A 20,882-nucleotide genomic window follows, 5' to 3' on the forward strand; every position below is an offset into this window, starting at 1 on the left:
TCCTACTTCACGAGGCCTTCGATCTGGGACTGCGCCGTCTTCAGCGCGTCCTCGGCGGAAGCCTTGCCCTGCGTCACCTTCGCGATGGCCTGGTCGACCTTGTCGGTGATCTCGGTCCAGTTGGACAGCGACGGCGAGGACTTGGCGGTGTCCATCTGCTTCTTGAAGATCTGCAGATCGGCGTCGTCGGCGAGGTCACCGGAGGTCCAGGCGGCGGTGTTCGCCGGCAGGTCCTTGGTGCGCTTGTACCAGTCGGCCTGGCCCTTGGTGTCCGTCAGGTACTTGATGAACTCGGTGGCCGCGGCCTTGTGCTCGCTGTCCTTGGAGATCACCAGGGAGGAGCCGCCGGCCATCGAGACGGAGGCCTTGTCGGAGGGGACGTTGGCCACCGCCCACTTGCCCGTGAGCTGCGGCTGGCCCTCGTTCAGCAGGGTGACGTGCCAGGGGCCGCCGAAGAACATCGGGACGCGGCCGTTGCCGAAGTCCTTCACCACGTCGTAGCCGGGCTGCACGGACTTGTTGGAGAGCCCCTTGTCGAAGTACGAGCCGTACTCCTTGAGCGCCTTGACGGCCTCGGGGCTGTCGATGACGGCCTCGCCCTTGTCGTTGACGATCTCGCCGCCGGCCGAGTACAGGAAGGAGTAGAAGTTCTGCACCGTGTCCAGGCCGCTGGGCTGGATGGACAGGCCCCACTTGGTGTCCGCCTTCTTCTGGTAGGCGGTGGCGAGGTCCCGCATCTCCTTCCAGTCGGTCGGAGCCTTGGTGATGCCGGCCTGCTTGGCCAGGTCGGTGCGGTAGTAGAGGACGCGGGTGTCGACGTACCACGGCACGCCGTACGCCTGGCCGTCCACCTCGCCCTGCTGCCAGCCGGCCGGGAAGAAGTCCTTCTCCTGGAAGATCTTGGTGTCGACCGGCTCCAGGACTCCGAGCTCGGAGAACTCGCCCATGTAGCTGCCGCCCATCTGCGCCACGTCCGGCATGCTGCCGGCGGCGGCCGCGGAGACCAGCTTCTGGTGGGCGACGTCCCAGCCGACCGGGGTCACCTTGATGGTGATGTTCGGATTGGCCTTCTCGTAGACCTTGGCCACATCCGCGAGCTTCTCGCCCTCGGCCCCCATGGCCCAGACGGTGAGCGTCTGCTTCTTGTCCGCGGCGACGTTGTCGCCACCGGAGCTGCCGCACGCGGTGAGGCCAAGAGCGAGCACGACTGCGATACCGATACCGGTGGAGGCGGTTCTGGCGGTGCGGGGCATGGAGGGCTCCTCCTTGAGCAATCCGAATGTATGCGCTGCCTGTAAGCGCATACATCACTCTGCGGCAGGGATTCGGGAATCCGCAAGAGGGTGCTAGGTCACACTCGCGCAACGTGCCGGATATCTGAATGTTCAACTTCGAACGGTAAGCGTGCCGTTTGCGAAATAGAGAACCATGTGACCGATTGCGCACGATTGGGGTGGGTGGTCGCCGGCGGCCCGAATCGTGGATCCAGGGAGGGGATATTGTCGTGATCATGTCCTCGTTCGTACATGATTTCCCTTTCGACCCGTCCTACGGGCGCACCCTCGACGACCTGACCGCCCTTCCCGCGCCCCTCGCGCCGGACGGCTTCGCCGACTTCTGGCGAGCCCGGTACGAGGCCGCTCGCGAGGTCGCCACGGAGCCGGAGATCGGGCCGCTGGAGGACGAGCGCGACGGCGTCCGGATCCACCGAGTGACATTCGCCTCGGTGGGCGGGGTGCGGCTGGGGGGCTGGCTCGCCCTGCCGTCGGACGGGGCGGCGCGCCATGGGTTCGTCATCGGCCACGGCTACGGCGGCCGGCAGGAGCCGGGCCCCGATGTGCCGCTGCCGCTGCCCGGGGCGGCCGCGATCCTGCCCTGTGTGCGGGGGATGGGGACGCGCGGCCTGGTGCCGGGCATCCCGGACGTCGCTGACGCGCATGTGCTGCACGGCATCGAGTCACGCGAGTCGTATGTGATCGGTGACTGCGTGGCGGACCTGTGGTGTGCGGCGTCGGCGCTGCGCGAACTGGTGCCCGAGTTGGCGGAGGCGGGTCCGCTCGGCTACCTCGGGGAGAGCTTCGGCGGGGGGCTCGGCGCGCTGGCCCTGCCGTGGGACGACCGGTTCGGGGCCGCGCAGCTGACGGTGCCCACGTTCGGGAACCACCCGTTGCGGCTCACCCTGCCGTGTACGGGGAGCGGGGAGTCGGTGCGCGGGTACCACCGGGAGCATCCCGAGGTCACCGAGGTGCTGAGGTACTTCGACGCCGCGACGGCCGCAAGGTTCCTGGAGCTGCCGACGCTGGTGGCCGCGGCCCTGTTCGACCCGGCGGTGCCGCCGCCGGGGCAGTTCGCGGTGCACAACGCGCTCGCGGGGGAGCGGGAGCTGCTGGTGCTGAGGGCGGGGCACTTCGAGCATGCGGGAACGGCCGCCGAGACGGCCGGGCTGGTGGCGGCGCGGCAGCGGTTCTTCGGTGAGTGGCTGGGGCGCTGACGGGGGTGGTCGGGGCGGCCGGGTTGGCCGTCTCGGCCGGGGTGGCTGGGGCGGCTGGGGTGGCCGGGGTGGCCGGGGTGGCTGGGGCGGCTGGGGTGGTCGGGGCGGCTGGGGTGGTCGGGCCCGGCCACCCCAGGTGCACTGCCCTGTCTGCCTCGTCCGCCCCGCCTGCTCCGTCAGCCGCAGCCGCAGCTTCTGCGGCGGATCGGGGAGACCGGGAGGGTGAGTGACACCGGTTCGCGGCTCGCGTTGTTCAGCCGCTGCACCAGCAACTCGACCGCCTGCTCGCCGAGTTGGCGGATCGGCTGGCGCACCGTCGTCAGTGGCGGCTGGACGATCCGGCTGAGCGGGATGCCGTCGAAGCCGGTCACCGCCATGTCCTCGGGTACCCGGATGCCGCGTCTCGCCAGTGCACGCAGGGCGCCCACCGCCATCTGGTCGTTGGCGAACAGCATCGCCTCCGGCTGCTGCCCGCCCCCGTCCAGCAGCCGTTCGGCGGCACTCGCGCCCTCGGCCTGCGTCATCATCGTCGTCCGGACGGCCGGTGCGTCCGGCACCGGGAGACCCGCGTCCTGGCAAGCCTCCCGGAAGCCGCGGAACCGTGCCTCGGCGTCGGGCGAGTCGGTGTCGCCGCCGATGAAGGCGAGCAGGTGCAGGCCGTGGTCCTCGATCAGGTGGCGGGTCAGTTCGCGCTCGCCTTCGACGTTGGCGACGATGATGTGGTCGAGGTGGTCTATCTCGCGAGGCCCGGCGATCATCACGACCGGCAGCCGGCGCGATATGACCTCAAGGTCCTCGGTCGGCACCGTCTGGGCCAGAACGGCGAAGCCGTCGACCCGGCCCGCGACCTTCGCGACCAGGCTCTCCGGCCCGCCCTCCAGCGACGCGGCGATCAGCAGGGCGTAGCCGTGCCGCCGGGCGGCGCGCTCCATGCCGCGGATGATCTGGTCGGAGTAGAGCATCACCGCGTCGTCGGCGTCGCTGTCCGCCTCGGCGTCGGCCTCGGCATCCGGGTCGGCGTAGTCGGGAAAGCACAGTCCGAGCACTCCGGTGGTGCGGCTGGCCAGTCCGCGGGCGTTTCCGCTGGGTACGTAACCGAGCTCGCGCGCCGCCTGAAGGACCCGTTCGCGGGTCTGGGCGCGCACCGAATCCGGGGTGCGGTAGACCCGTGAAACCGTGGCAATGGAGACGCCCGACCGCTCGGCCACGTCGTACACCGTTGGGGCGCTCACTCGACCGACCGTCCGCTTCTTCTTCCGTACCGACACGTCTCGACACACACGCTGTGAAAGCGCATTCACCCTAGATCGCGGGCCGGGCACGAGCAAGGCCCTCCGAAATAAGCAGACAAAACAGGCGGCGTACAGGCCGGGAAATGACAGGCAACCTTGCAAGGTGACCTGTGCATCTTTACGGTGGGCGCATGACGCAATCGCCCGGTCCCGCCCCCGTCGATCCCACGGCCGAGCAGGTGGCGGACGACCTCGCGGCCGTCGTCGGCAGACTGCTGCGACGGCTGCGTTCCTCGTCCTCGGAGAGTCTGCTCACACCGACCCAGCGCTCGGTACTGGCCCGGATCGAGGACGGGGGCCCGGCCACCACGGCCGCGCTGGCCCGTGCCGAGTTCGTACGCCCGCAGTCCATGCGGCTGACGCTGGGCGCGCTGGAGGAGCAGGGGCTCGTCGAGCGGGCGCCCGATCCGGAGGACGGGCGCAAGTCCGTCATGTCGATCACCGACACCGGGCGCACGACGCTCGCGGCGGTCCGGGCCGCCAAGCGGAACTGGCTGGCCGAGGCCATCGCCGCCGAACTCGACGGGGCCGAGCGCCGCTCCGTGGCCGAGGCGACCGCCCTCCTGGACCGCCTGGTCGGTTCATGACCGGCCGCGACGCGGCCCCGGGGCCCTGACTCCCGATCCGGCGCCCGGCTCACCGCCCCACCGCTACGTGAAATCCGTCCCGCACCACTCAGCAAGGAGCACCGGCATGAGCGCCACCACCCTCGACCCGAAGACCGCCCTGGTCGTCGTCGACCTCCAGAAGGGCATCACCGCCCTGCCCACGGTCCACCCCATCGCCGATGTCATCGCGCACGCCACGACCCTCGCCGACGCGTTCCGGGCCAAGGGCCTGCCGGTCGTCCTGGTCCGTGTCACCGGCGGCGCCCCCGGCCGCACCGAGGCACCCGCCCGCTCCGGGCAGCCCGCCGCCGACTGGGCCGACATCGTTCCCGAGCTCGGCCCGCGGGAGGGCGACATCGTTGTCACCAAGCAGCAGTGGGGCGCCTTCTACGGCACCGACCTCGACCTCCAGCTGCGCCGCCGCGGTGTGACCCAGGTCGTGGTGGCCGGTGTCGCGACCAGCATCGGCGTCGAGTCCACCGCCCGCTCGGCGTACGAGTACGGCTACCACGTCACGATCGCCACGGACGCGGTGACCGACATGAGCGCCGAGGCCCACGACAACAGCGTCGAGCGGATCTTCCCGCGCCTCGGCGAGACCGACACCACGGACGCGATCATCAAGCTGCTGGGCTGATCCGGAACGTCCTCGGGGTGCCTCGGAACCCGTTCCGAGGCACCCCGAGGACGAAAAATCCGGGCCACTCCCTCAGGGGACGGGACTCACGCCCCTCAGGACGGCTCCCGCCGCCGGATCTTGTTCCCCAGCCACACCAACGGGTCGTACTTACGGTCCACGGCCCGCTCCTTCAGCGGGATCAGCGCGTTGTCGGTGATCTTGATGTGCTCGGGGCACACCTCCGTACAGCACTTCGTGATGTTGCAGTAGCCGAGCCCGTGCTCCTCCTGGGCCGTCGCCTTCCGGTCGAGTCCGGACTCGGCGGCGGCGTCCAGCGGGTGCATGTCCAGCTCCGCGATCCGCATCAGGAAGCGCGGTCCGGCGAAGGCCGCCTTGTTCTCCTCGTGGTCACGCACCACATGGCAGGTGTCCTGGCACAGGAAGCACTCGATGCACTTGCGGAACTCCTGCGAGCGGTCCACATCGACCTGCTGCATCCGGTACTCGCCCGCCTTCACCCCATGCGGGGGCACGAAGGCGGGCACTTCCCGTGCCTTGGCGTAGTTGAACGACACGTCCGTCACCAGATCGCGCACCACCGGGAAGGCCCGCAGCGGGGTGACCGTGATCGTCTCCTCGCGGGTGAACACCGACATGCGCGTCATGCACAGCAGCCGCGGCCGTCCGTTGATCTCCGCGCTGCACGAACCGCACTTGCCGGCCTTGCAGTTCCACCGCACCGCCAGATCACCCGCCTGGGTGGCCTGGATGCGGTGGATGATGTCGAGGACGACCTCGCCGTCGTTGACCTCGACCGCGAAATCCTCCAGGCCGCCGCCATCGGTGTCCCCGCGCCACACCCTGAACCGTGCGTTGTAGCTGCTCACTCGTACAGCTCCTCATCGGCGAGGTACTTGACCAGCTCCTCCTTCTCGAAGAGGGAGAGCAGATCCGGACGGATGGGCTCGGTGACCTCGCGTACGAGATCGATCCGGCCCTCCAGCGGCGCGGCGGAGACGTCGGCCGGCCGGCACAGCAGGTTGACCGGGCGCCAGGAGCGCTCCATGGCAGGGCAGTCCTCGCGGGTGTGGCCGCCGCGGCTCTCGGTGCGCTCCAGCGCCGCCCGTGCGATGCACTCGCTGACCAGCAGCATGTTCCGCAGGTCGAGCGAGAGGTGCCAGCCGGGGTTGAACTGCCGGTGCCCCTCGACCCCGGCCCGCCGGGCCCGCTCCCGCAGCCCGGCCAGTTTCTCCAGGGCCCGCTCCATCTCGGGGGCGCGGCGGATGATGCCGACCAGGTCGTTCATCGTCTGCTGGAGTTCCTGGTGCAGGGTGTACGGATTCTCCGTGGGCGCCCCCTCGGCGAGGTCCTCCGCGCTGAACGGTCGCAGCGCCTCCGCGGCCGCGGCGGCGGTCTGCGCCTCGTCCACCACGGGCAGGGTGTCGGTGGAAGCGGCGTACCCGGCGGCGTGCAGTCCGGCGCGCCGGCCGAAGACCAGCAGGTCGGAGAGGGAGTTCCCGCCGAGCCGGTTGGAGCCGTGCATGCCGCCCGCGACCTCGCCGGCCGCGTACAGGCCCGGCACATCGAGGGCGGCGGCGGTGTCGGAGTCGACGGCTATGCCGCCCATCACGTAGTGACAGGTCGGGCCGACCTCCATCGCCTCGGCCGTGATGTCGACATCCGCCAGCTCCTTGAACTGGTGGTACATCGACGGCAGCCGGCGCCGGATCCGCTCCGCGGACATCCGCGTCGACACATCCAGGAACACCCCGCCGTGCGGCGATCCGCGGCCCGCCTTCACCTCGGAGTTGATGGCCCGCGCGACCTCGTCGCGCGGCAGCAGTTCGGGCGGGCGGCGGTTGTTGTCCGGGTCCTCGTACCAGCGGTCGCCCTCCTCCTCCGACTGCGCGTACTTCTCCTTGAACACATCGGGCACGTATTCGAACATGAAGCGCTTGCCCTCGGAGTTCCGCAGCACCCCGCCGTCGCCGCGCACCGACTCGGTGACGAGGATGCCCTTGACCGACGGTGGCCAGACCATGCCCGTCGGATGGAACTGCACGAACTCCATGTTCATCAGGGGAGCGCCCGCCAGCAGGGCCAGCGCATGGCCGTCGCCGGTGTACTCCCAGGAGTTCGACGTCACCTTGAAGGACTTTCCGATGCCGCCGGTGGCGAGGACGACCGCGGGTGCCTCCAGCACGAAGAAGCGGCCCGTCTCGCGCTCGTAGCAGAAGGTCCCGGCGACCCGCTCGCCGTCCTTGAGGACGCGGGTGACCGTGCACTCCTGGAAGACCTTCAACCGGGCCTCGTAGTCACCGAATTCGCGTTTGTCCTCCTGCTGGAGCGAGACGATCCTCTGCTGGAGGGTGCGGATCAGTTCGAGGCCGGTACGGTCCCCGACGTGCGCCAGACGCGGATACTCGTGGCCGCCGAAGTTGCGCTGGGAGATCTTCCCCTCGGGGGTGCGGTCGAAGAGCGCGCCCCAGGTCTCCAGCTCCCAGACCCGGTCGGGCGCCTCCTTGGCGTGCAGCTCCGCCATCCGCCACTGGTTGAGGAACTTCCCGCCGCGCATGGTGTCGCGGAAGTGCACCTGCCAGTTGTCCCCGGAGTTCACATTGCCCATGGAGGCGGCGATCCCGCCCTCCGCCATGACCGTGTGCGCCTTGCCGAAGAGCGATTTGCAGATGACGGCGGTACGGGCTCCGCGCTCCCGCGCCTCGATCGCGGCGCGCAGCCCGGCGCCTCCGGCACCGACCACGACGACATCCCACTGCTGCCGTTCGAGCTCTGTCATTCAGAAAAACCTCGGATCGTCGAAGGCGCCGGAGGCGACGAGGTACACATAGAAGTCGGCGAGTGCCACGCTGATCAGCGAGGCCCAGGCGAGCAGCATGTGACGGGCGTTGAGCCGACCCACCCAGCCCCAGAGCCGGTAGCGCACGGGGTGCTTCGAGAAGTGCCGCAGCCGGCCGCCGATGATGTGCCGGCAGGAGTGGCAGGACAAGGTGTACGCCCAGATCAGGGCGATGTTGACGACGAAGATCAGTGAGCCGAGACCCATATGGCCCCAGGCGTAGTGCTCGTCGCGGAAGGAGAGCACGGTGTCGTACGTGAGGATCCCGGCGACCGGCAGCGCCGCGTAGAAGAAGTACCGGTGGAGGTTCTGCATGATCAGCGGGAAGCGGGTCTCGCCGGTGTACGCCGTGTGCGGTTCGGCGACCGCGCAGGCCGGGGGCGAGGCCCAGAAGCCCCGGTAGTAGGCCTTGCGGTAGTAGTAGCAGGTCAGCCGGAAGCCGAGCGGGAAGATCAGGATCAGCAGGGCGGGGGAGAGGCCCCACCAGCTGCCGAAGAGTTCCCAGTTCGGGCCGTGCCGCATGGGGGCGCAGCTGTCCGCCAGACAGGGCGAGTAGAACGGCGAGACATAGGGCGCGGCGTAGTAGTCGGCGTTCGAGAACGCCCGCCACGTCGAGTAGACGATGAAGGCGAGGAGGCCGGCCGCTGTCACGGCGGGCGCCAGCCACCAGCGGTCGGTCCGCAGATGGCGGGCGGCGATGGCGGCCCGCGAGGCGTGGTGCACACCCGCGGTCCGGGTCCCGGCTCCGAGCCCCGCCGGCGGCTCCGTGCCCGGAGCCGCACCCGGATCCTCGCCTGAGTCCTTACCTGAATTCGTACCTGTTTCCGTATCGGTGGCCAAGGAGTTCTCCTAGGGGGCGTGCCTGCCGCGGACGCCCAGACCCTCGTCGTCCGAGTCCGTCCACAGAGTGGTGTCGTACGGCGCCTCGGTGATCGTGATGACGCCGTCGACGGGGTCGGCGTGGCCGTCCGGGGCGAGCGGGTCCGGTGCGGGGCCCACCTCGCGCAGCTGCGCGAGGCTCCGCTCCAGCCGCCCGACGGTGCGGGCCAGGTCGTCGAGACAGTGCTGAACTGCCGTCAATTCGTCCTGCAGTGACATGACTTGCTCTCACTTCCGCAGTCGCGGGTGGCCATGCTCATGCGCATGCGAGTGTCGCGCGTCACATCCCGTTTGTGAAGGGAGCGGGCCGCCCCGGCTCACCGGTCCGGCTGAAAGGTCCCAGGCGGGCCCTCCGGGGCGTCGAGTTCCGGCCGTTGTCGAGGGGTCGGGTTCCGGCCACGGCCATGGCCACGGGTTCGTGCGGGTGCCGGAGCTCCGCCGCGCGGGTGAGGTTCGGGGGTCGTTGCGCCGTGTCTGCGGCACCCCTCGCGCGTGGCCGCTTTCAGTGGATGGACGGAATCAGTGTGATCAACTGTAAATGCCACCAAACATGCATGATTCGGTCCATTCGGTTACGGGTGGTCCGGGCCGTCTCCGGAGGTATCAGCCATGTCCCACGTCGGCGTCCCGCGCGGGACAGCCCGAAAGCGCCGCTCGCTCGCGCTCTTCACCACGGGTGTGCTCACGCTCCCCGTACTGGCCGGCTGCAGCTCGGGCAACGAGGAGGCCGCCGCCCCCGTCGTCCCGCAGGACGTCGCACCCGCGGCCCGCTCCCAGGTCACGGAGGGCGGCACGGTCAACTGGGCGATCGACGCGATGCCCGCCACCCTCAACGTCTTCCAGGCGGACGCGGACAGTGCCACCACCCGGATCACCGGCGCGCTCCTGCCGACCCTCTTCCCGCTGGACGTCAAGGGCCGGCCGCAGCTGAACCCGGACTACCTGGAGTCCGCGAAGGTGGTCGAGAACGAGCCGAGGCAGGTCGTGCTCTACCGGCTCAACCAGCAGGCCGTGTGGAGCGACGGCCGGGAGATCGGGGCACCGGACTTCGTCGCCCAGTGGCGCGCGCTGAGCGGCAAGGAGTCCTCGTTCTGGACCGCCCGCAACGCCGGGTACGAGCGCATCGAGAAGATCGAGCGCGGCGCCGACGACCTGGAGGTCAAGGTCACCTTCGCCAAGCCGTACGCGGACTGGCGCTCCCTCTTCTCCCCGCTGTACCCGAAGCAGGTGACGGGCTCCCCGAACGCCTTCAACGACGGCGCGCGGTCCACGCTCAAGGCGACCGCGGGGCCGTTTCGGCTGAGCGGCGTGGACAAGGCGACGGGTTCCGTCACGCTGACCCGGAACCCGCGCTGGTGGGGCAGCCGGGCCAAGCTCGACTCGCTGGTCTTCAAGGCGGTCAAGCCGCAGGACCGCACCAAGGCGCTGACCGCCGGAAAGGTCGACATCGCCGACATCGACGCGGTTGCCGCCCACCGCATCGTCCAGGCCACCGGCAGCGGCGGGGCGCCGCCCGCCGAGGGCCCCGGCTCCGAGCTCACCCCGGCCGCGGCCCTGCGGTCCTGGGCGGTGGTGCACGGCTCCGACGCGGGAGCGGCCGCGAAGGCGCGGGCCGCCAGGGACGCGAAGGCCAGGGCCGCGACGGCGTACGCCACCGAGCAGAACGGTCTGCGCGGCTACGTCGTACGCAAGTCCCTGGAGCCCGCCTACACCCAGCTCGCCCTGAACGGTGAGACCGGACCGCTCGCCGACGACCGGGTACGCCGGGCAGTGGCCCGCGCGCTGGACCGCCAGGCACTCGTCGACACCGTGCTCAAACCGCTCGGCCTGCCAGCCACCCCGCTCGGCAGCCATCTGGCCCTGGTCGGACAGCCCGGCTACAAGGACGGCAGTGGCGCCCTCGGCGGCCAGGACACCAAGGAGGCCCAGGCGCTGCTGGCCGACGCCGGCTGGACCCCGGAGGGCGCCCTCAAGAAGGAGGAGGGCACCAAGGCCGGCAGCGAGGGCGAGAAGCAGAAGGACGAGAAGAAGGCGGCGGACAAGCAGGCGGAGGACAAGAAGAAGGCGGAGGAACAGAAGAAGGCGGAGAGCAACAAGAAGGAGGGGGACAAGAAGGCCGACGACGGCAAGAACGACGGCAGGAACGACAGCGCCGCCCGTCACGAGCCCTCCCACGACGACGGCCTCTACATCGTCGGCGACGACAACAAGCCCGGCGACGCCGAGGGCGCCGTCACCCACGTGCTCGCCCCGGCCCCCATCGCCGCCGTACAGAGCGCCGCCCTGCTGCGCCAGGCCGGACACCTGGGGGAGACGGGCACCTCCGAGGAGGCCACGGCCAGGATCACCGCCCAGGACCGGCAGCCCGGTGGCGCCGCCGGCGCCTACGCGCCGGCCGGCACCGCCGCCCCCGCCCAGGCCCCCGGCTCCGCCCGCGGCCCCCTCGGCAAGGACGGCAAGCCGCTGTCCCTGCGGTTCGTCCTGCCCTCCGGTCCGGGCTCGGAGTCGCTGCGCAGCGTCGGGGACAAGATCGCCGCGATGCTCGACACGATCGGGATCCGTACCGAGATCGTCAAGGTCTCCGACGAGAGCTACTTCCGGGACCACGTCGCGTCCGGTGACTACGACCTGGCGCTGTACTCCTGGCCCGCGACCGCCTATCCGGCCACCGACGACCGCCCGATCTTCGCCAAGCCGGTGCCCGCGACCGACGGTTCGCTGCTCGTCGAGCAGAACTACACCCGCGTCGGCACGGACCACATCGACCAGCTCTTCGACCAGGCCGCCGGGGAGCTCGACGAGGGCTCGGCCAGGAACCTGATGAAGCAGGCGGACGCCCGGATCTGGGCCGCCGCAGGATCGATTCCTCTCTACCAGCGCCCGCAGCTCGTCGCGACCGACAAGAAGCTGGTGAACGTCGGCGCCTTCGGCTTCGGGGTACCCCACTACCAGGACATCGGTTTCAAGAAGCCGCAGGCGGCGGGAGCCCCGGCCGTTCCGAAGAAGTAGCAGGTCAGCGCAGGACCGGAAAGCTCAGAACTGGCTCAATTCCCTTGCTCGCTCGCCGGTCGGCGGGCAAGGCTGTGTGCACCCGCTGACCCGGGTAGCCGCTCAGCCTCCCGGCCTCCGGGGCCCCAACCCCGGAGGCCGGCCGGGAGGCCCTGCTCCGCACCCGCCCCGGTGTCGGCCACGCAGTGAGCCGGACTGCCGAGGGAGCCGGGATCCCCGACTGCGACGAGGGGCCTCCCGAAGGGGCGACGGCCGCCGCGCACGAGGCGGTCCGGCCGTTCTGCCGCCGCTCACACTTGCCTGGGAAGCCGCAGGGGCGCCCGGCCCGTACCATGGGACTAGCCGTGGCGCGTCCGCCCGGCGGGCGTACGAGGACTCAAGACCGACTAAGACGCCTGAATCCCCGATCCGAGAGAAGCGCAAGCCACCCATGCCCACGCGCCACGACATCCGTAACGTAGCCATTGTCGCCCACGTCGACCACGGCAAGACCACGCTGGTCGACGCCATGCTCAGGCAGGCCGGCGCGTTCGCCGCGCACGCCGCCGAGAACCTCGACGAACGCATGATGGACTCGAACGACCTGGAGCGTGAGAAGGGCATCACGATCCTGGCCAAGAACACGGCCGTGAAGTACCACCCCAAGGATGGCGGCGACGTCATCACCATCAACATCATCGACACCCCCGGCCACGCCGACTTCGGTGGTGAGGTCGAGCGCGGCCTGTCGATGGTGGACGCGGTCGTCCTGCTGGTCGACGCCTCCGAGGGCCCGCTGCCGCAGACCCGCTTCGTGCTCCGCAAGGCGCTGACGGCCAAGCTGCCGGTCATCCTCTGCATCAACAAGACGGACCGCCCGGACTCCCGGATCGCCGAGGTCATCGACGAGACGTACGACCTCTTCCTGGACCTGGACGCCGACGAGGACCAGATCGAGTTCCCGATCGTCTACGCCTGCGCCCGTGACGGCGTCGCCTCGCTGACCAAGCCGGAGGACGGCCAGGTCCCGCCGGACAGCGACAGCCTGGAGCCGTTCTTCAGCACGATCCTCTCCGCGGTCCCGGCCCCGGAGTACGACGACGACGCCCCCCTCCAGGCGCACGTCACCAACCTGGACGCCGACAACTTCCTCGGCCGTATCGCGCTGTGCCGCGTCGAGCAGGGCGAGCTGCGCAAGGGCCAGACCGTCGCGTGGATCAAGCGTGACGGCTCGATGTCCAACGTCCGCATCACCGAACTGCTGATGACGGAGGCGCTCACCCGTAAGCCCGCCGAGAAGGCCGGTCCGGGCGACATCTGCGCGATCGCCGGTATCCCGGACATCATGATCGGCGAGACCCTGGCCGACCCCGAGAACCCGATCGCGCTGCCGCTGATCACGGTCGACGAGCCCGCCATCTCGATGACTATCGGTGCCAACACCTCGCCGCTGGTCGGCAAGGGCGGCAAGGGCCACAAGGTCACCGCCCGCCAGATCAAGGACCGTCTGGACCGCGAGCTGGTCGGTAACGTCTCGCTCCGCGTCCTGGACACCGAGCGCCCCGACGCCTGGGAGGTCCAGGGCCGCGGTGAACTCGCCCTGGCCATCCTCATCGAGACCATGCGTCGCGAGGGCTTCGAGCTGACGGTCGGCAAGCCGCAGGTGGTCACCAAGCAGGTCGAGGGCAAGACGTACGAGCCCATCGAGCGCATGACCATCGACTCGCCCGAGGAGCACCTCGGTGCCATCACGCAGCTCATGGCGTCCCGCAAGGGCCGCATGGAGACGATGACGAACCACGGTTCGGGCTGGGTCCGCATGGAGTGGATCGTCCCGTCCCGCGGCCTCATCGGCTTCCGTACGGAGTTCCTGACCCAGACCCGTGGCACGGGCATCGCGCACTCCCTCTTCGAGGGCCACGAGCCGTGGTTCGGCGAGCTGCGCACCCGTCACAACGGTTCGCTGGTGGCGGACCGCGCGGGCGTCGTGACGCCGTTCGCGATGGTCAACCTCCAGGAGCGCGGTGTCATCTTCACGGAGGCCACCACGGAGGTCTACGAAGGCATGATCATCGGCGAGAACTCGCGCGCCGACGACATGGACGTGAACATCACCAAGGAGAAGAAGCTCACCAACATGCGTGCGGCTTCCGCGGACACCACGGAGAACGTGGTGCCCGCCCGCAAGCTGTCGCTGGAGCAGTCGCTGGAGTTCTGCCGCGACGACGAGTGCATCGAGGTGACCCCGGAGACCGTGCGTATCCGCAAGGTCGTCCTGGACCAGAAGGAGCGTGGCCGCTCCGCGTCGCGCGCCAAGCGCTGATCCACACCTGCCGGCGCTGAACCCTCGCGGTTCGGACGGCACGGCGCTCCGGCACCGGAAACGGCTCGGCGGCCCCGCCCGACAGGCGGGGCCGCCGAGCCGTTTCCGCATGTGTTCAAGGTCGTGCGCCGAACGTAGTGACTCCGGCTGCCGGAGTGCGCCATGCTGAGGGAAGGTCATCGCGTACCTCCCACGTCGAACTTCCCGTTCGCTGCGGAGAGTTGCGCGGTGACCACCTCGTGTTCAGGGGCGTCCGCAGGTGGTCGGCGCACGCGGGAGCGCCGGGGCGGGGCGTTGTCCGGGCAGGGACCGGCCGCGCCGCTCGGCGGGACGCCGTCGGGGCCGCCGCGGGGCGGGACGGAGGCGAGGGCGGGTCGCTATCCGGTCAAGTTGCCGTCAACTCGTTTTCGCAGGCCATGTGTCCGGAAAGCGGTCACTACTCTCCGGGTGGTGCGTTAACAGTCCGTTTCGGGCGTGTCTGTCTGGAGTCATTTTGTCCGTATTTTGATCCACGCGGCCCGGGGATGTTGTCAAACCGAGACCCTTTAAGTGTGGTTTACAGCCCAGTCGTACTTAATAGTTGGCTCCATTGAGCTCGGGTCAATGGGTCACGCACTGTGGGGAGTGCCGACTCACGAGCACACTCAGGGCACTGAAACGATCACCGTCAGGGGTGTCGGTGTATCAATCCAGTGCCCTTCTTGTAGTCAAAAGTGGACTCATGAGGAGGAACCCATGCGTGGTGCCAAGAGCGCCAAGTGGGTCGCGGGAGCGGCCATCATCGCCCTGGCTGCGACTGCTTGTGGCGGCGGTAACGACGACGCCGACAAGGGCAAGAGCAGCGCCAAGGGTGCTGTCAACGCCGACGGCATCTTCTCCGTCGAGGTCGGTGAGCCGCAGAACCCGCTGCAGCCGGCCAACACGATGGAGTCGAACGGCAGCATCGTCACCGACGCGATCTTCTCGCAGCTGGTCGACTACGACCCGTCCGGCAAGCTCCAGATGATCAACGCCGAGTCCGTCGAGACCTCGGACAGCAAGCTCTGGACGGTCAAGCTCAAGAAGGACTGGAAGTTCCACGACGGGACCCCGGTCACCGCCGAGTCCTACATCAAGGCGTGGAACTGGGCCGCCAACGTCAAGAACAACCAGACCAACGCGTCCTGGTTCGGCGACATCAAGGGCTTCGAGGACGTCCACCCCGCGGACGCCAAGGCCAAGCCCAAGGGCGACGCCATGTCCGGTCTGAAGAAGGTGGACGACTACACGTTCACCATCGAGCTCAACGCCCCGCTCCCGTACTTCTCGTACAAGCTCGGCTACACGGTCTTCTCCCCGCTGCCCGAGTCCTTCTACGCGGACCCGAAGGCCGCCGGCGAGAAGCCGGTCGGCAACGGCGCGTACAAGTTCGTCAGCTGGGACCACAAGAAGCAGATCAAGGTCGTCCGCAACGACGACTACAAGGGTTCCGACAAGGCGAAGAACGGTGGTGTGGTCTTCAAGAACTACACCACCCTCGAGACCGCCTACGAGGACCTGAAGTCCGGCAACGTCGACGTGCTGCGCCAGATCGCGCCGAAGGACCTCCCGGTCTACCGGTCCGACCTCGGCGACCGTGCCGTGGACAAGGCGTACTCCGCGATCCAGACCATCGGTGTCGCGATGTACACCAAGCAGTGGAAGAACACCGACCCGAAGGTCCTTCAGGGCCTGTCGATGGCGATCGACCGCGACACCATCACCAAGACGGTGCTGCAGGGCACCCGCGAGCCGGCCACGGGCTGGGTCGCCCAGGGTGTTCTCGGCTACCAGAAGGACGTCGCCGGAGACGTCACCAAGTACGACCCGGCGAAGGCCAAGGCTCTCATCAAGGAGGGCGGCGGTGTTCCGGGTAACAAGATCTTCATCCAGTACAACGCCGACGGCGGCCACAAGGAATGGGTCGAGGCTGTCTGCAACAGCATCACCCAGGCCACCGGCGTCGCGTGCGCCGGCGACTCGAAGGCCGACTTCCAGGCAGACCTGAACGCCCGTGACGCCAAGCAGGTCAAGTCCTTCTACCGCAGTGGCTGGGTGCTCGACTACCCGGTGAACGCGAACTTCATCAGCGACCTGTTCCGTACGGGTGCGGCCGGTAACAACGGCTTCTTCTCCAACAAGGCGCTCGACGCGAAGATCAAGGCCGCGGACTCCGCTGCCTCGCTCGACGAGTCGGTCAAGGGGTACCAGCAGATCGAGAAGGAGCTGGTCAACTACATGCCGACCATTCCGCTCTGGTACTACAAGGTCAACGCCGGTTACTCGGAGAAGGTCCAGAACGTGGACTACGCGCAGGACGGCGACCCGATCCTGACCCAGATCGAAGTCAAGAAGTAACCACACCTACGTAGTCCGCGCGCAGGCGCGGGACCGGCACTGAAGGACGGTCCGCACTGCCCGCACGCAGTGGCCGGGGGGCCCTTCCACGCAGCCGACGACCCACAGGGGGAGTCGGTGCGGGGGAGGGCCCGTCGCCTGCCGCCTGCCTATTACATGGAGGCATGATGGGGCGCTATGTCGCACGACGACTGCTCCAGATGATCCCGGTCTTCCTCGGGACAACCCTGCTGATCTTCCTGATGGTCTACACGCTGCCCGGCGATCCCGTGCGCGGGCTCTTCGGAGACAAGGGTGTCGACCCCGCGACGCTGGCGAGACTTCGCCACGAGCACGGGCTCGATCAGCCGATCCTGCAGCAGTACTGGAATTACATGACAGGCATCGTCCTGCATTTTGATTTCGGTAACCAGATAGCGAGCGGGCGTCCCGTCACGGACGTCCTCGGCGAAGCGTTCCCCGTCACCCTCCGGCTGGCCGGCATGGCGTTCGCCATCGAGATCGTCGTGGGCATCGGCCTCGGGACGTTCGCTGGTCTGCGCGCCGGCCGGCTCACCGACAACGTGGTCCTGGTCTTCACCCTGCTGATCATCTCGATCCCGGTGTTCGTCCTCGGCTTCATCATCAAGACGGTGTTCGCCTTCCAGCTCGGCTGGATCTCACCGAACGTGTCCAACGATGCGAAATGGGGCGAACTGCTGGCGCCCGCCATCGTGCTGGGCTCGCTCTCACTCGCCTACGTGGCGCGGCTCACGCGTACGACGATGGCCGAGAACCTGCGCTCGGACTACATGCGCACCGCGATCGCCAAGGGGCTTCCCAAGCGGCGCATCGTCGGCGTGCACCTGATGCGCAACTCGCTGATCCCCGTCATCACCTTCCTCGGCACGGACCTGGGCGCCCTGATGGGCGGCGCGGTCGTCACCGAGGGCCTGTTCAACGTCAAGGGCATTGGTGGAACGATCTACGAGTCCATCGTCAAGCGTGAAGGCACGACACTTGTCGGCCTCGTCACCATCTTGGTGCTCGTCTACCTCCTCATGAGCCTTATCGTCGACCTGCTGTACGCGGTCCTGGACCCGAGGATCCGTTATGCCTGACGTGACCAAGACCGCACCCGCTCCCGAGGACGCCAAGGTGCCCCTCGCGGACCCGTCGGCGACCGTGAAGGCCGAGAAGGCCCGCAGCCTCTGGGGCGACGCCTGGCAGGACCTGCGTTCCAACTGGTACTTCATCATCTCGTCGGTGCTGATCGTCATCCTGATCGTGATGGCCATCTTCCCCGGCCTGTTCACCAGTGCTTCGCCGACCTCCGCCGACCTGGTGCACCACTACCTGGGCAAGCCGGAACTGGGCAAGATCGGCTCCGAGGGCTGGCTCGGCTACGACGGCCAGGGCCACAGTGTCTACGCGCGTGTCATCTACGGCACCCGCGCGTCGGTCACCGTGGGCATCTGCGTCACGCTCCTGGTGACCCTGTTCGGCGGACTGATCGGCATGCTCGCCGGTTACTTCGGCGGCTGGGTCGACGCACTGCTCTCCGGCTTCTTCACCAACGTCTTCCTCGGCATCCCCTTCCTGCTGGGTGCCATGGTCGTCCTCCAGGCGTTCACCGACCGGACGATCTGGGTGGTCATCTTCGCCCTGGCGTTCCTCGGCTGGACCCAGATCGCGCGAGTCATGCGTGGCGCGGTGATCGTGATCAAGCAGTCGGACTACGTCCAGGCCGCCAGAGCACTCGGGGCGGGCACCGGCCGGATCCTCTTCCGGCACATCCTGCCGAACGCCATGGCCCCCGTGATCGTGGTCGCCACCATCTCGCTCGGTGTCTACATCTCGGCCGAGGCGACCCTGTCCTACCTGGGTCTCGGTCTGGCCTCGCCGACCATCTCCTGGGGCATGGACATCTCCGGTGGCTCCGCCTCAATCCGAGTCGCGCAGCACATCCTGCTGTACCCGTCGATCATGCTCAGCATCACCGTTCTGGCGTTCATCATGCTCGGCGAAGCCGTCCGTAACGCCCTCGATCCCAAGTCGCGATAAGGAGGGCGAACGTGACCACCATCGACAAGACGGCCGAAGTCCCGTCCCCGCGCTCGGGTGACGACCACGTCGGCCCGCTGCTCGAAGTCCGTGACCTGCACGTGGAGTTCCACACCCGCGACGGTGTGGCCAAGGCGGTCAACGGTGTCAACTACAGCGTGAACGCCGGTGAGACCCTCGCCGTCCTCGGTGAGTCCGGCTCCGGGAAGTCCGTGACGGCGCAGGCCATCATGGGCATCCTCGACATGCCGCCGGGCAAGATCCCGCAGGGCGAGATCCTCTTCCGCGGCCAGGACATGCTCAAGATGTCCAAGGAGGAGCGCAGGCAGATCCGCGGTCAGAAGATCGCCATGATCTTCCAGGACGCGCTCTCCTCACTGAACCCGGTTCTCACCGTCGGCTACCAGCTCGGCGAGATGTTCCAGGTCCACCAGGGTCTGTCCAAGAAGGAAGCCAGGACCAAGGCCATCGAGCTGATGGACCAGGTCAAGATCCCTGCCGCCGCGGCCCGGGTGGGCGACTACCCGCACCAGTTCTCCGGCGGTATGCGCCAGCGCATCATGATCGCCATGGCGCTGGCCCTGGAACCGGACCTGATCATCGCGGACGAGCCGACCACCGCGCTCGACGTGACCGTCCAGGCCCAGGTGATGGACCTGCTCGCGGAGCTCCAGCGCGAGTACAACATGGGCCTGATCCTGATCACGCACGACCTCGGTGTCGTCGCGGACGTCGCCGACAAGATCGCCGTGATGTACGCCGGCCGGATCGTCGAGACCTCACCGGTCCACGAGATCTACAAGCGCCCGGCGCACCCCTACACCAAGGGGCTGCTGGCGTCGATCCCGCGCCTGGACCAGAAGGGCCAGGAACTCTTCGCGATCAAGGGCCTGCCGCCCAACCTGCTCCACGTGCCGTCGGGTTGTGCCTTCAACCCGCGCTGCACGATGGCGCAGGACATCTGCCGTACGGACATCCCGGCCCTGCGCCCGGTGACCGAGCAGGACGGTACCGAGCTGGTCGGACGCGGCAGCGCCTGCCACTTCTGGAAGGAGACGATCCATGGCTGACATCAAGAAGGAGCCCGTGGACGCCACCCCGAACGTCACCGAAGTGGAGACGGTCGACGCGGCCACCGAGGCGGAGGCCGTGGCCGCCATTGACGCGCCGGTGGCGCAGGGGGAGCCCATCCTCCAGGTGCGCAACCTGGTCAAGCACTTCCCGCTGACCCAGGGCATCCTGTTCAAGAAGCAGGTCGGCGCGGTCAAGGCCGTGGACGGGATCTCGTTCGATCTCTACGCGGGCGAGACGCTCGGCATCGTCGGCGAGTCCGGCTGTGGCAAGTCCACCGTCGCCAAGCTGCTGATGACGCTGGAGCAGGCCACCGCGGGCGAGGTCTTCTTCAAGGGCCAGGACATCACCAAGCTGTCCGGCCGCGCGCTGAAGGCCGTCCGCCGCAACATCCAGATGGTGTTCCAGGACCCGTACACCTCGCTGAACCCGCGTATGACGGTCGGCGACATCATCGGGGAGCCGTACGAGATCCACCCCGAGGTTGCCCCGAAGGGTGATCGCCGGCGCAAGGTCCAGGAGCTCCTGGACGTCGTCGGTCTCAACCCGGAGTACATCAACCGGTACCCGCACCAGTTCTCCGGCGGTCAGCGCCAGCGCATCGGCATCGCCCGCGGCCTCGCGCTCAACCCGGAGATCATCATCTGCGACGAGCCGGTCTCCGCGCTCGACGTGTCGGTGCAGGCGCAGGTCATCAACCTGATGGAGAAGCTCCAGGACGAGTTCAACCTCTCCTACCTCTTCATCGCGCACGACCTGTCGATCGTCCGGCACATCTCCGACCGGGTCGGCGTCATGTACCTCGGCAAGATGGCCGAGATCGGTACGGACACGCAGATCTACGACCACCCGACGCACCCCTACACCCAGGCGCTGCTGTCGGCGGTCCCGGTCCCGGACCCGGAGGCCCGTGAGGGCCGCGAGCGGATCATCCTCTCCGGCGACGTGCCGTCCCCGGCCAACCCGCCGTCGGGCTGCCGCTTCCGCACCCGCTGCTGGAAGGCTGAGGCCAAGTGCGCCGAGGAGATGCCGCTGCTGGCCATCCCCGAGCGCTTCAAGACCTCGACGACGCCGGCCGCGCACGAGTCGGCCTGCCACTTCGCGGAGGAGAAGGACGTGGTCGGCGCGGCGGCCTCGTAACCGTCGCCCCACCGCCCGCCAGGGCAACGGAAGGCGCCCGGAACCGATCGGTTCCGGGCGCCTTTCCGCGTTCCCGGGAGCTGGGCGTGCAGCGACGTTCTTGTGGACACGGCCGTCGGGAGGCTCGGGTCGACGGCCGACCCGCTCGGTTCCCCCGGGCGGGGGTGTCGGCCTCCGGCCTTCGGGTTCTCGACG

16 protein-coding genes are annotated in these 20,882 nt (G+C 68.5%); 10 read left to right on the top strand and 6 right to left on the bottom strand.

Annotated elements, in window-relative coordinates; all coding sequences use genetic code 11:
• Positions 1-2: 2 nt before the first annotated feature.
• Positions 3-1,253 carry a sugar ABC transporter substrate-binding protein gene (locus FHX80_RS19650; RefSeq protein WP_145765388.1) on the bottom strand — a complete coding sequence of 417 codons (1,251 nt, stop codon included), beginning with the start codon at positions 1,251-1,253 and terminating at the stop codon, positions 3-5.
• Between the two features lie 257 nt (positions 1,254-1,510).
• Between FHX80_RS19650 and FHX80_RS19655 the strand changes: the two genes are divergently transcribed.
• Positions 1,511-2,491: an acetylxylan esterase gene (locus tag FHX80_RS19655; RefSeq protein ID WP_145765389.1), complete on the top strand. Its 981-nt coding sequence runs from the start codon at positions 1,511-1,513 to the stop codon at positions 2,489-2,491.
• 176 nt (positions 2,492-2,667) lie between these two features.
• On the opposite strand, the gene FHX80_RS19660 is transcribed toward FHX80_RS19655, so the two are convergent.
• Positions 2,668-3,723, bottom strand: a complete 1,056-nt coding sequence (locus FHX80_RS19660; protein WP_145765390.1) for a LacI family DNA-binding transcriptional regulator — start codon at positions 3,721-3,723, stop codon at positions 2,668-2,670.
• A 191-nt stretch (positions 3,724-3,914) separates the two neighbouring features.
• On the opposite strand from FHX80_RS19660, the gene FHX80_RS19665 reads away from it, so the two are divergent.
• Positions 3,915-4,370, top strand: a complete 456-nt coding sequence (locus FHX80_RS19665) for a MarR family winged helix-turn-helix transcriptional regulator (protein ID WP_145765391.1) — start codon at positions 3,915-3,917, stop codon at positions 4,368-4,370.
• Between the two features lie 106 nt (positions 4,371-4,476).
• Positions 4,477-5,028 (top strand): isochorismatase family protein, encoded by a 552-nt coding sequence (locus FHX80_RS19670; protein ID WP_145765392.1) that lies wholly within the window; start codon positions 4,477-4,479, stop codon positions 5,026-5,028.
• A gap of 95 nt (positions 5,029-5,123) precedes the next feature.
• Here the strand turns inward: FHX80_RS19670 and FHX80_RS19675 are convergent, their stop codons facing one another.
• The 4 genes from FHX80_RS19675 to FHX80_RS19690 all read right to left on the bottom strand — a co-directional run bounded on the left by FHX80_RS19675 (position 5,124) and on the right by FHX80_RS19690 (position 8,965).
• Complete coding sequence (locus FHX80_RS19675; protein WP_145765393.1) at positions 5,124-5,897, bottom strand: succinate dehydrogenase/fumarate reductase iron-sulfur subunit; 774 nt, start codon at positions 5,895-5,897, stop codon at positions 5,124-5,126.
• Complete coding sequence (locus FHX80_RS19680; RefSeq protein WP_145765394.1) at positions 5,894-7,807, bottom strand: fumarate reductase/succinate dehydrogenase flavoprotein subunit; 1,914 nt, start codon at positions 7,805-7,807, stop codon at positions 5,894-5,896. Before FHX80_RS19680 ends, FHX80_RS19675 begins: the two co-directional genes overlap by 4 nt.
• Positions 7,808-8,590 (bottom strand): hypothetical protein, encoded by a 783-nt coding sequence (locus tag FHX80_RS19685; protein WP_145767387.1) that lies wholly within the window; start codon positions 8,588-8,590, stop codon positions 7,808-7,810.
• A gap of 126 nt (positions 8,591-8,716) precedes the next feature.
• Positions 8,717-8,965 carry a hypothetical protein gene (locus FHX80_RS19690; protein WP_145765395.1) on the bottom strand — a complete coding sequence of 83 codons (249 nt, stop codon included), beginning with the start codon at positions 8,963-8,965 and terminating at the stop codon, positions 8,717-8,719.
• Positions 8,966-9,355: 390 nt separating this feature from the next.
• Here FHX80_RS19690 and FHX80_RS19695 point away from each other — a divergent pair, with 390 nt between their 5' ends.
• The 7 genes from FHX80_RS19695 (at position 9,356) to FHX80_RS19725 (ending at position 20,687) form a co-directional block, all read left to right on the top strand.
• Complete coding sequence (locus FHX80_RS19695; RefSeq protein WP_145765396.1) at positions 9,356-11,755, top strand: ABC transporter family substrate-binding protein; 2,400 nt, start codon at positions 9,356-9,358, stop codon at positions 11,753-11,755.
• 430 nt (positions 11,756-12,185) lie between these two features.
• Positions 12,186-14,057, top strand: a complete 1,872-nt coding sequence (typA, locus tag FHX80_RS19700; RefSeq protein WP_145765397.1) for a translational GTPase TypA — start codon at positions 12,186-12,188, stop codon at positions 14,055-14,057.
• A 735-nt stretch (positions 14,058-14,792) separates the two neighbouring features.
• Positions 14,793-16,433, top strand: a complete 1,641-nt coding sequence (locus FHX80_RS19705) for a peptide ABC transporter substrate-binding protein (RefSeq protein WP_145765398.1) — start codon at positions 14,793-14,795, stop codon at positions 16,431-16,433.
• Between the two features lie 167 nt (positions 16,434-16,600).
• Positions 16,601-17,533 (top strand): ABC transporter permease, encoded by a 933-nt coding sequence (locus FHX80_RS19710; protein WP_145765399.1) that lies wholly within the window; start codon positions 16,601-16,603, stop codon positions 17,531-17,533.
• Entirely contained in the window at positions 17,526-18,476 is a 951-nt protein-coding gene (locus FHX80_RS19715; protein ID WP_145765400.1) for an ABC transporter permease, read from the top strand. The genes FHX80_RS19710 and FHX80_RS19715 overlap by 8 nt, the downstream gene beginning before the upstream one ends.
• A gap of 11 nt (positions 18,477-18,487) precedes the next feature.
• On the top strand, positions 18,488-19,546 hold the full coding sequence (locus FHX80_RS19720; RefSeq protein ID WP_145765401.1) for an ABC transporter ATP-binding protein: 1,059 nt from the start codon (positions 18,488-18,490) through the stop codon (positions 19,544-19,546).
• A complete protein-coding gene (locus FHX80_RS19725; RefSeq protein WP_145765402.1) occupies positions 19,539-20,687 on the top strand; it encodes an ABC transporter ATP-binding protein in 1,149 nt (382 codons plus the stop codon). Before FHX80_RS19720 ends, FHX80_RS19725 begins: the two co-directional genes overlap by 8 nt.
• Positions 20,688-20,882: the final 195 nt, after the last annotated feature.

The organism is Streptomyces brevispora (assembly GCF_007829885.1).
In the GTDB taxonomy this organism is placed as follows: domain Bacteria; phylum Actinomycetota; class Actinomycetes; order Streptomycetales; family Streptomycetaceae; genus Streptomyces; species Streptomyces brevispora.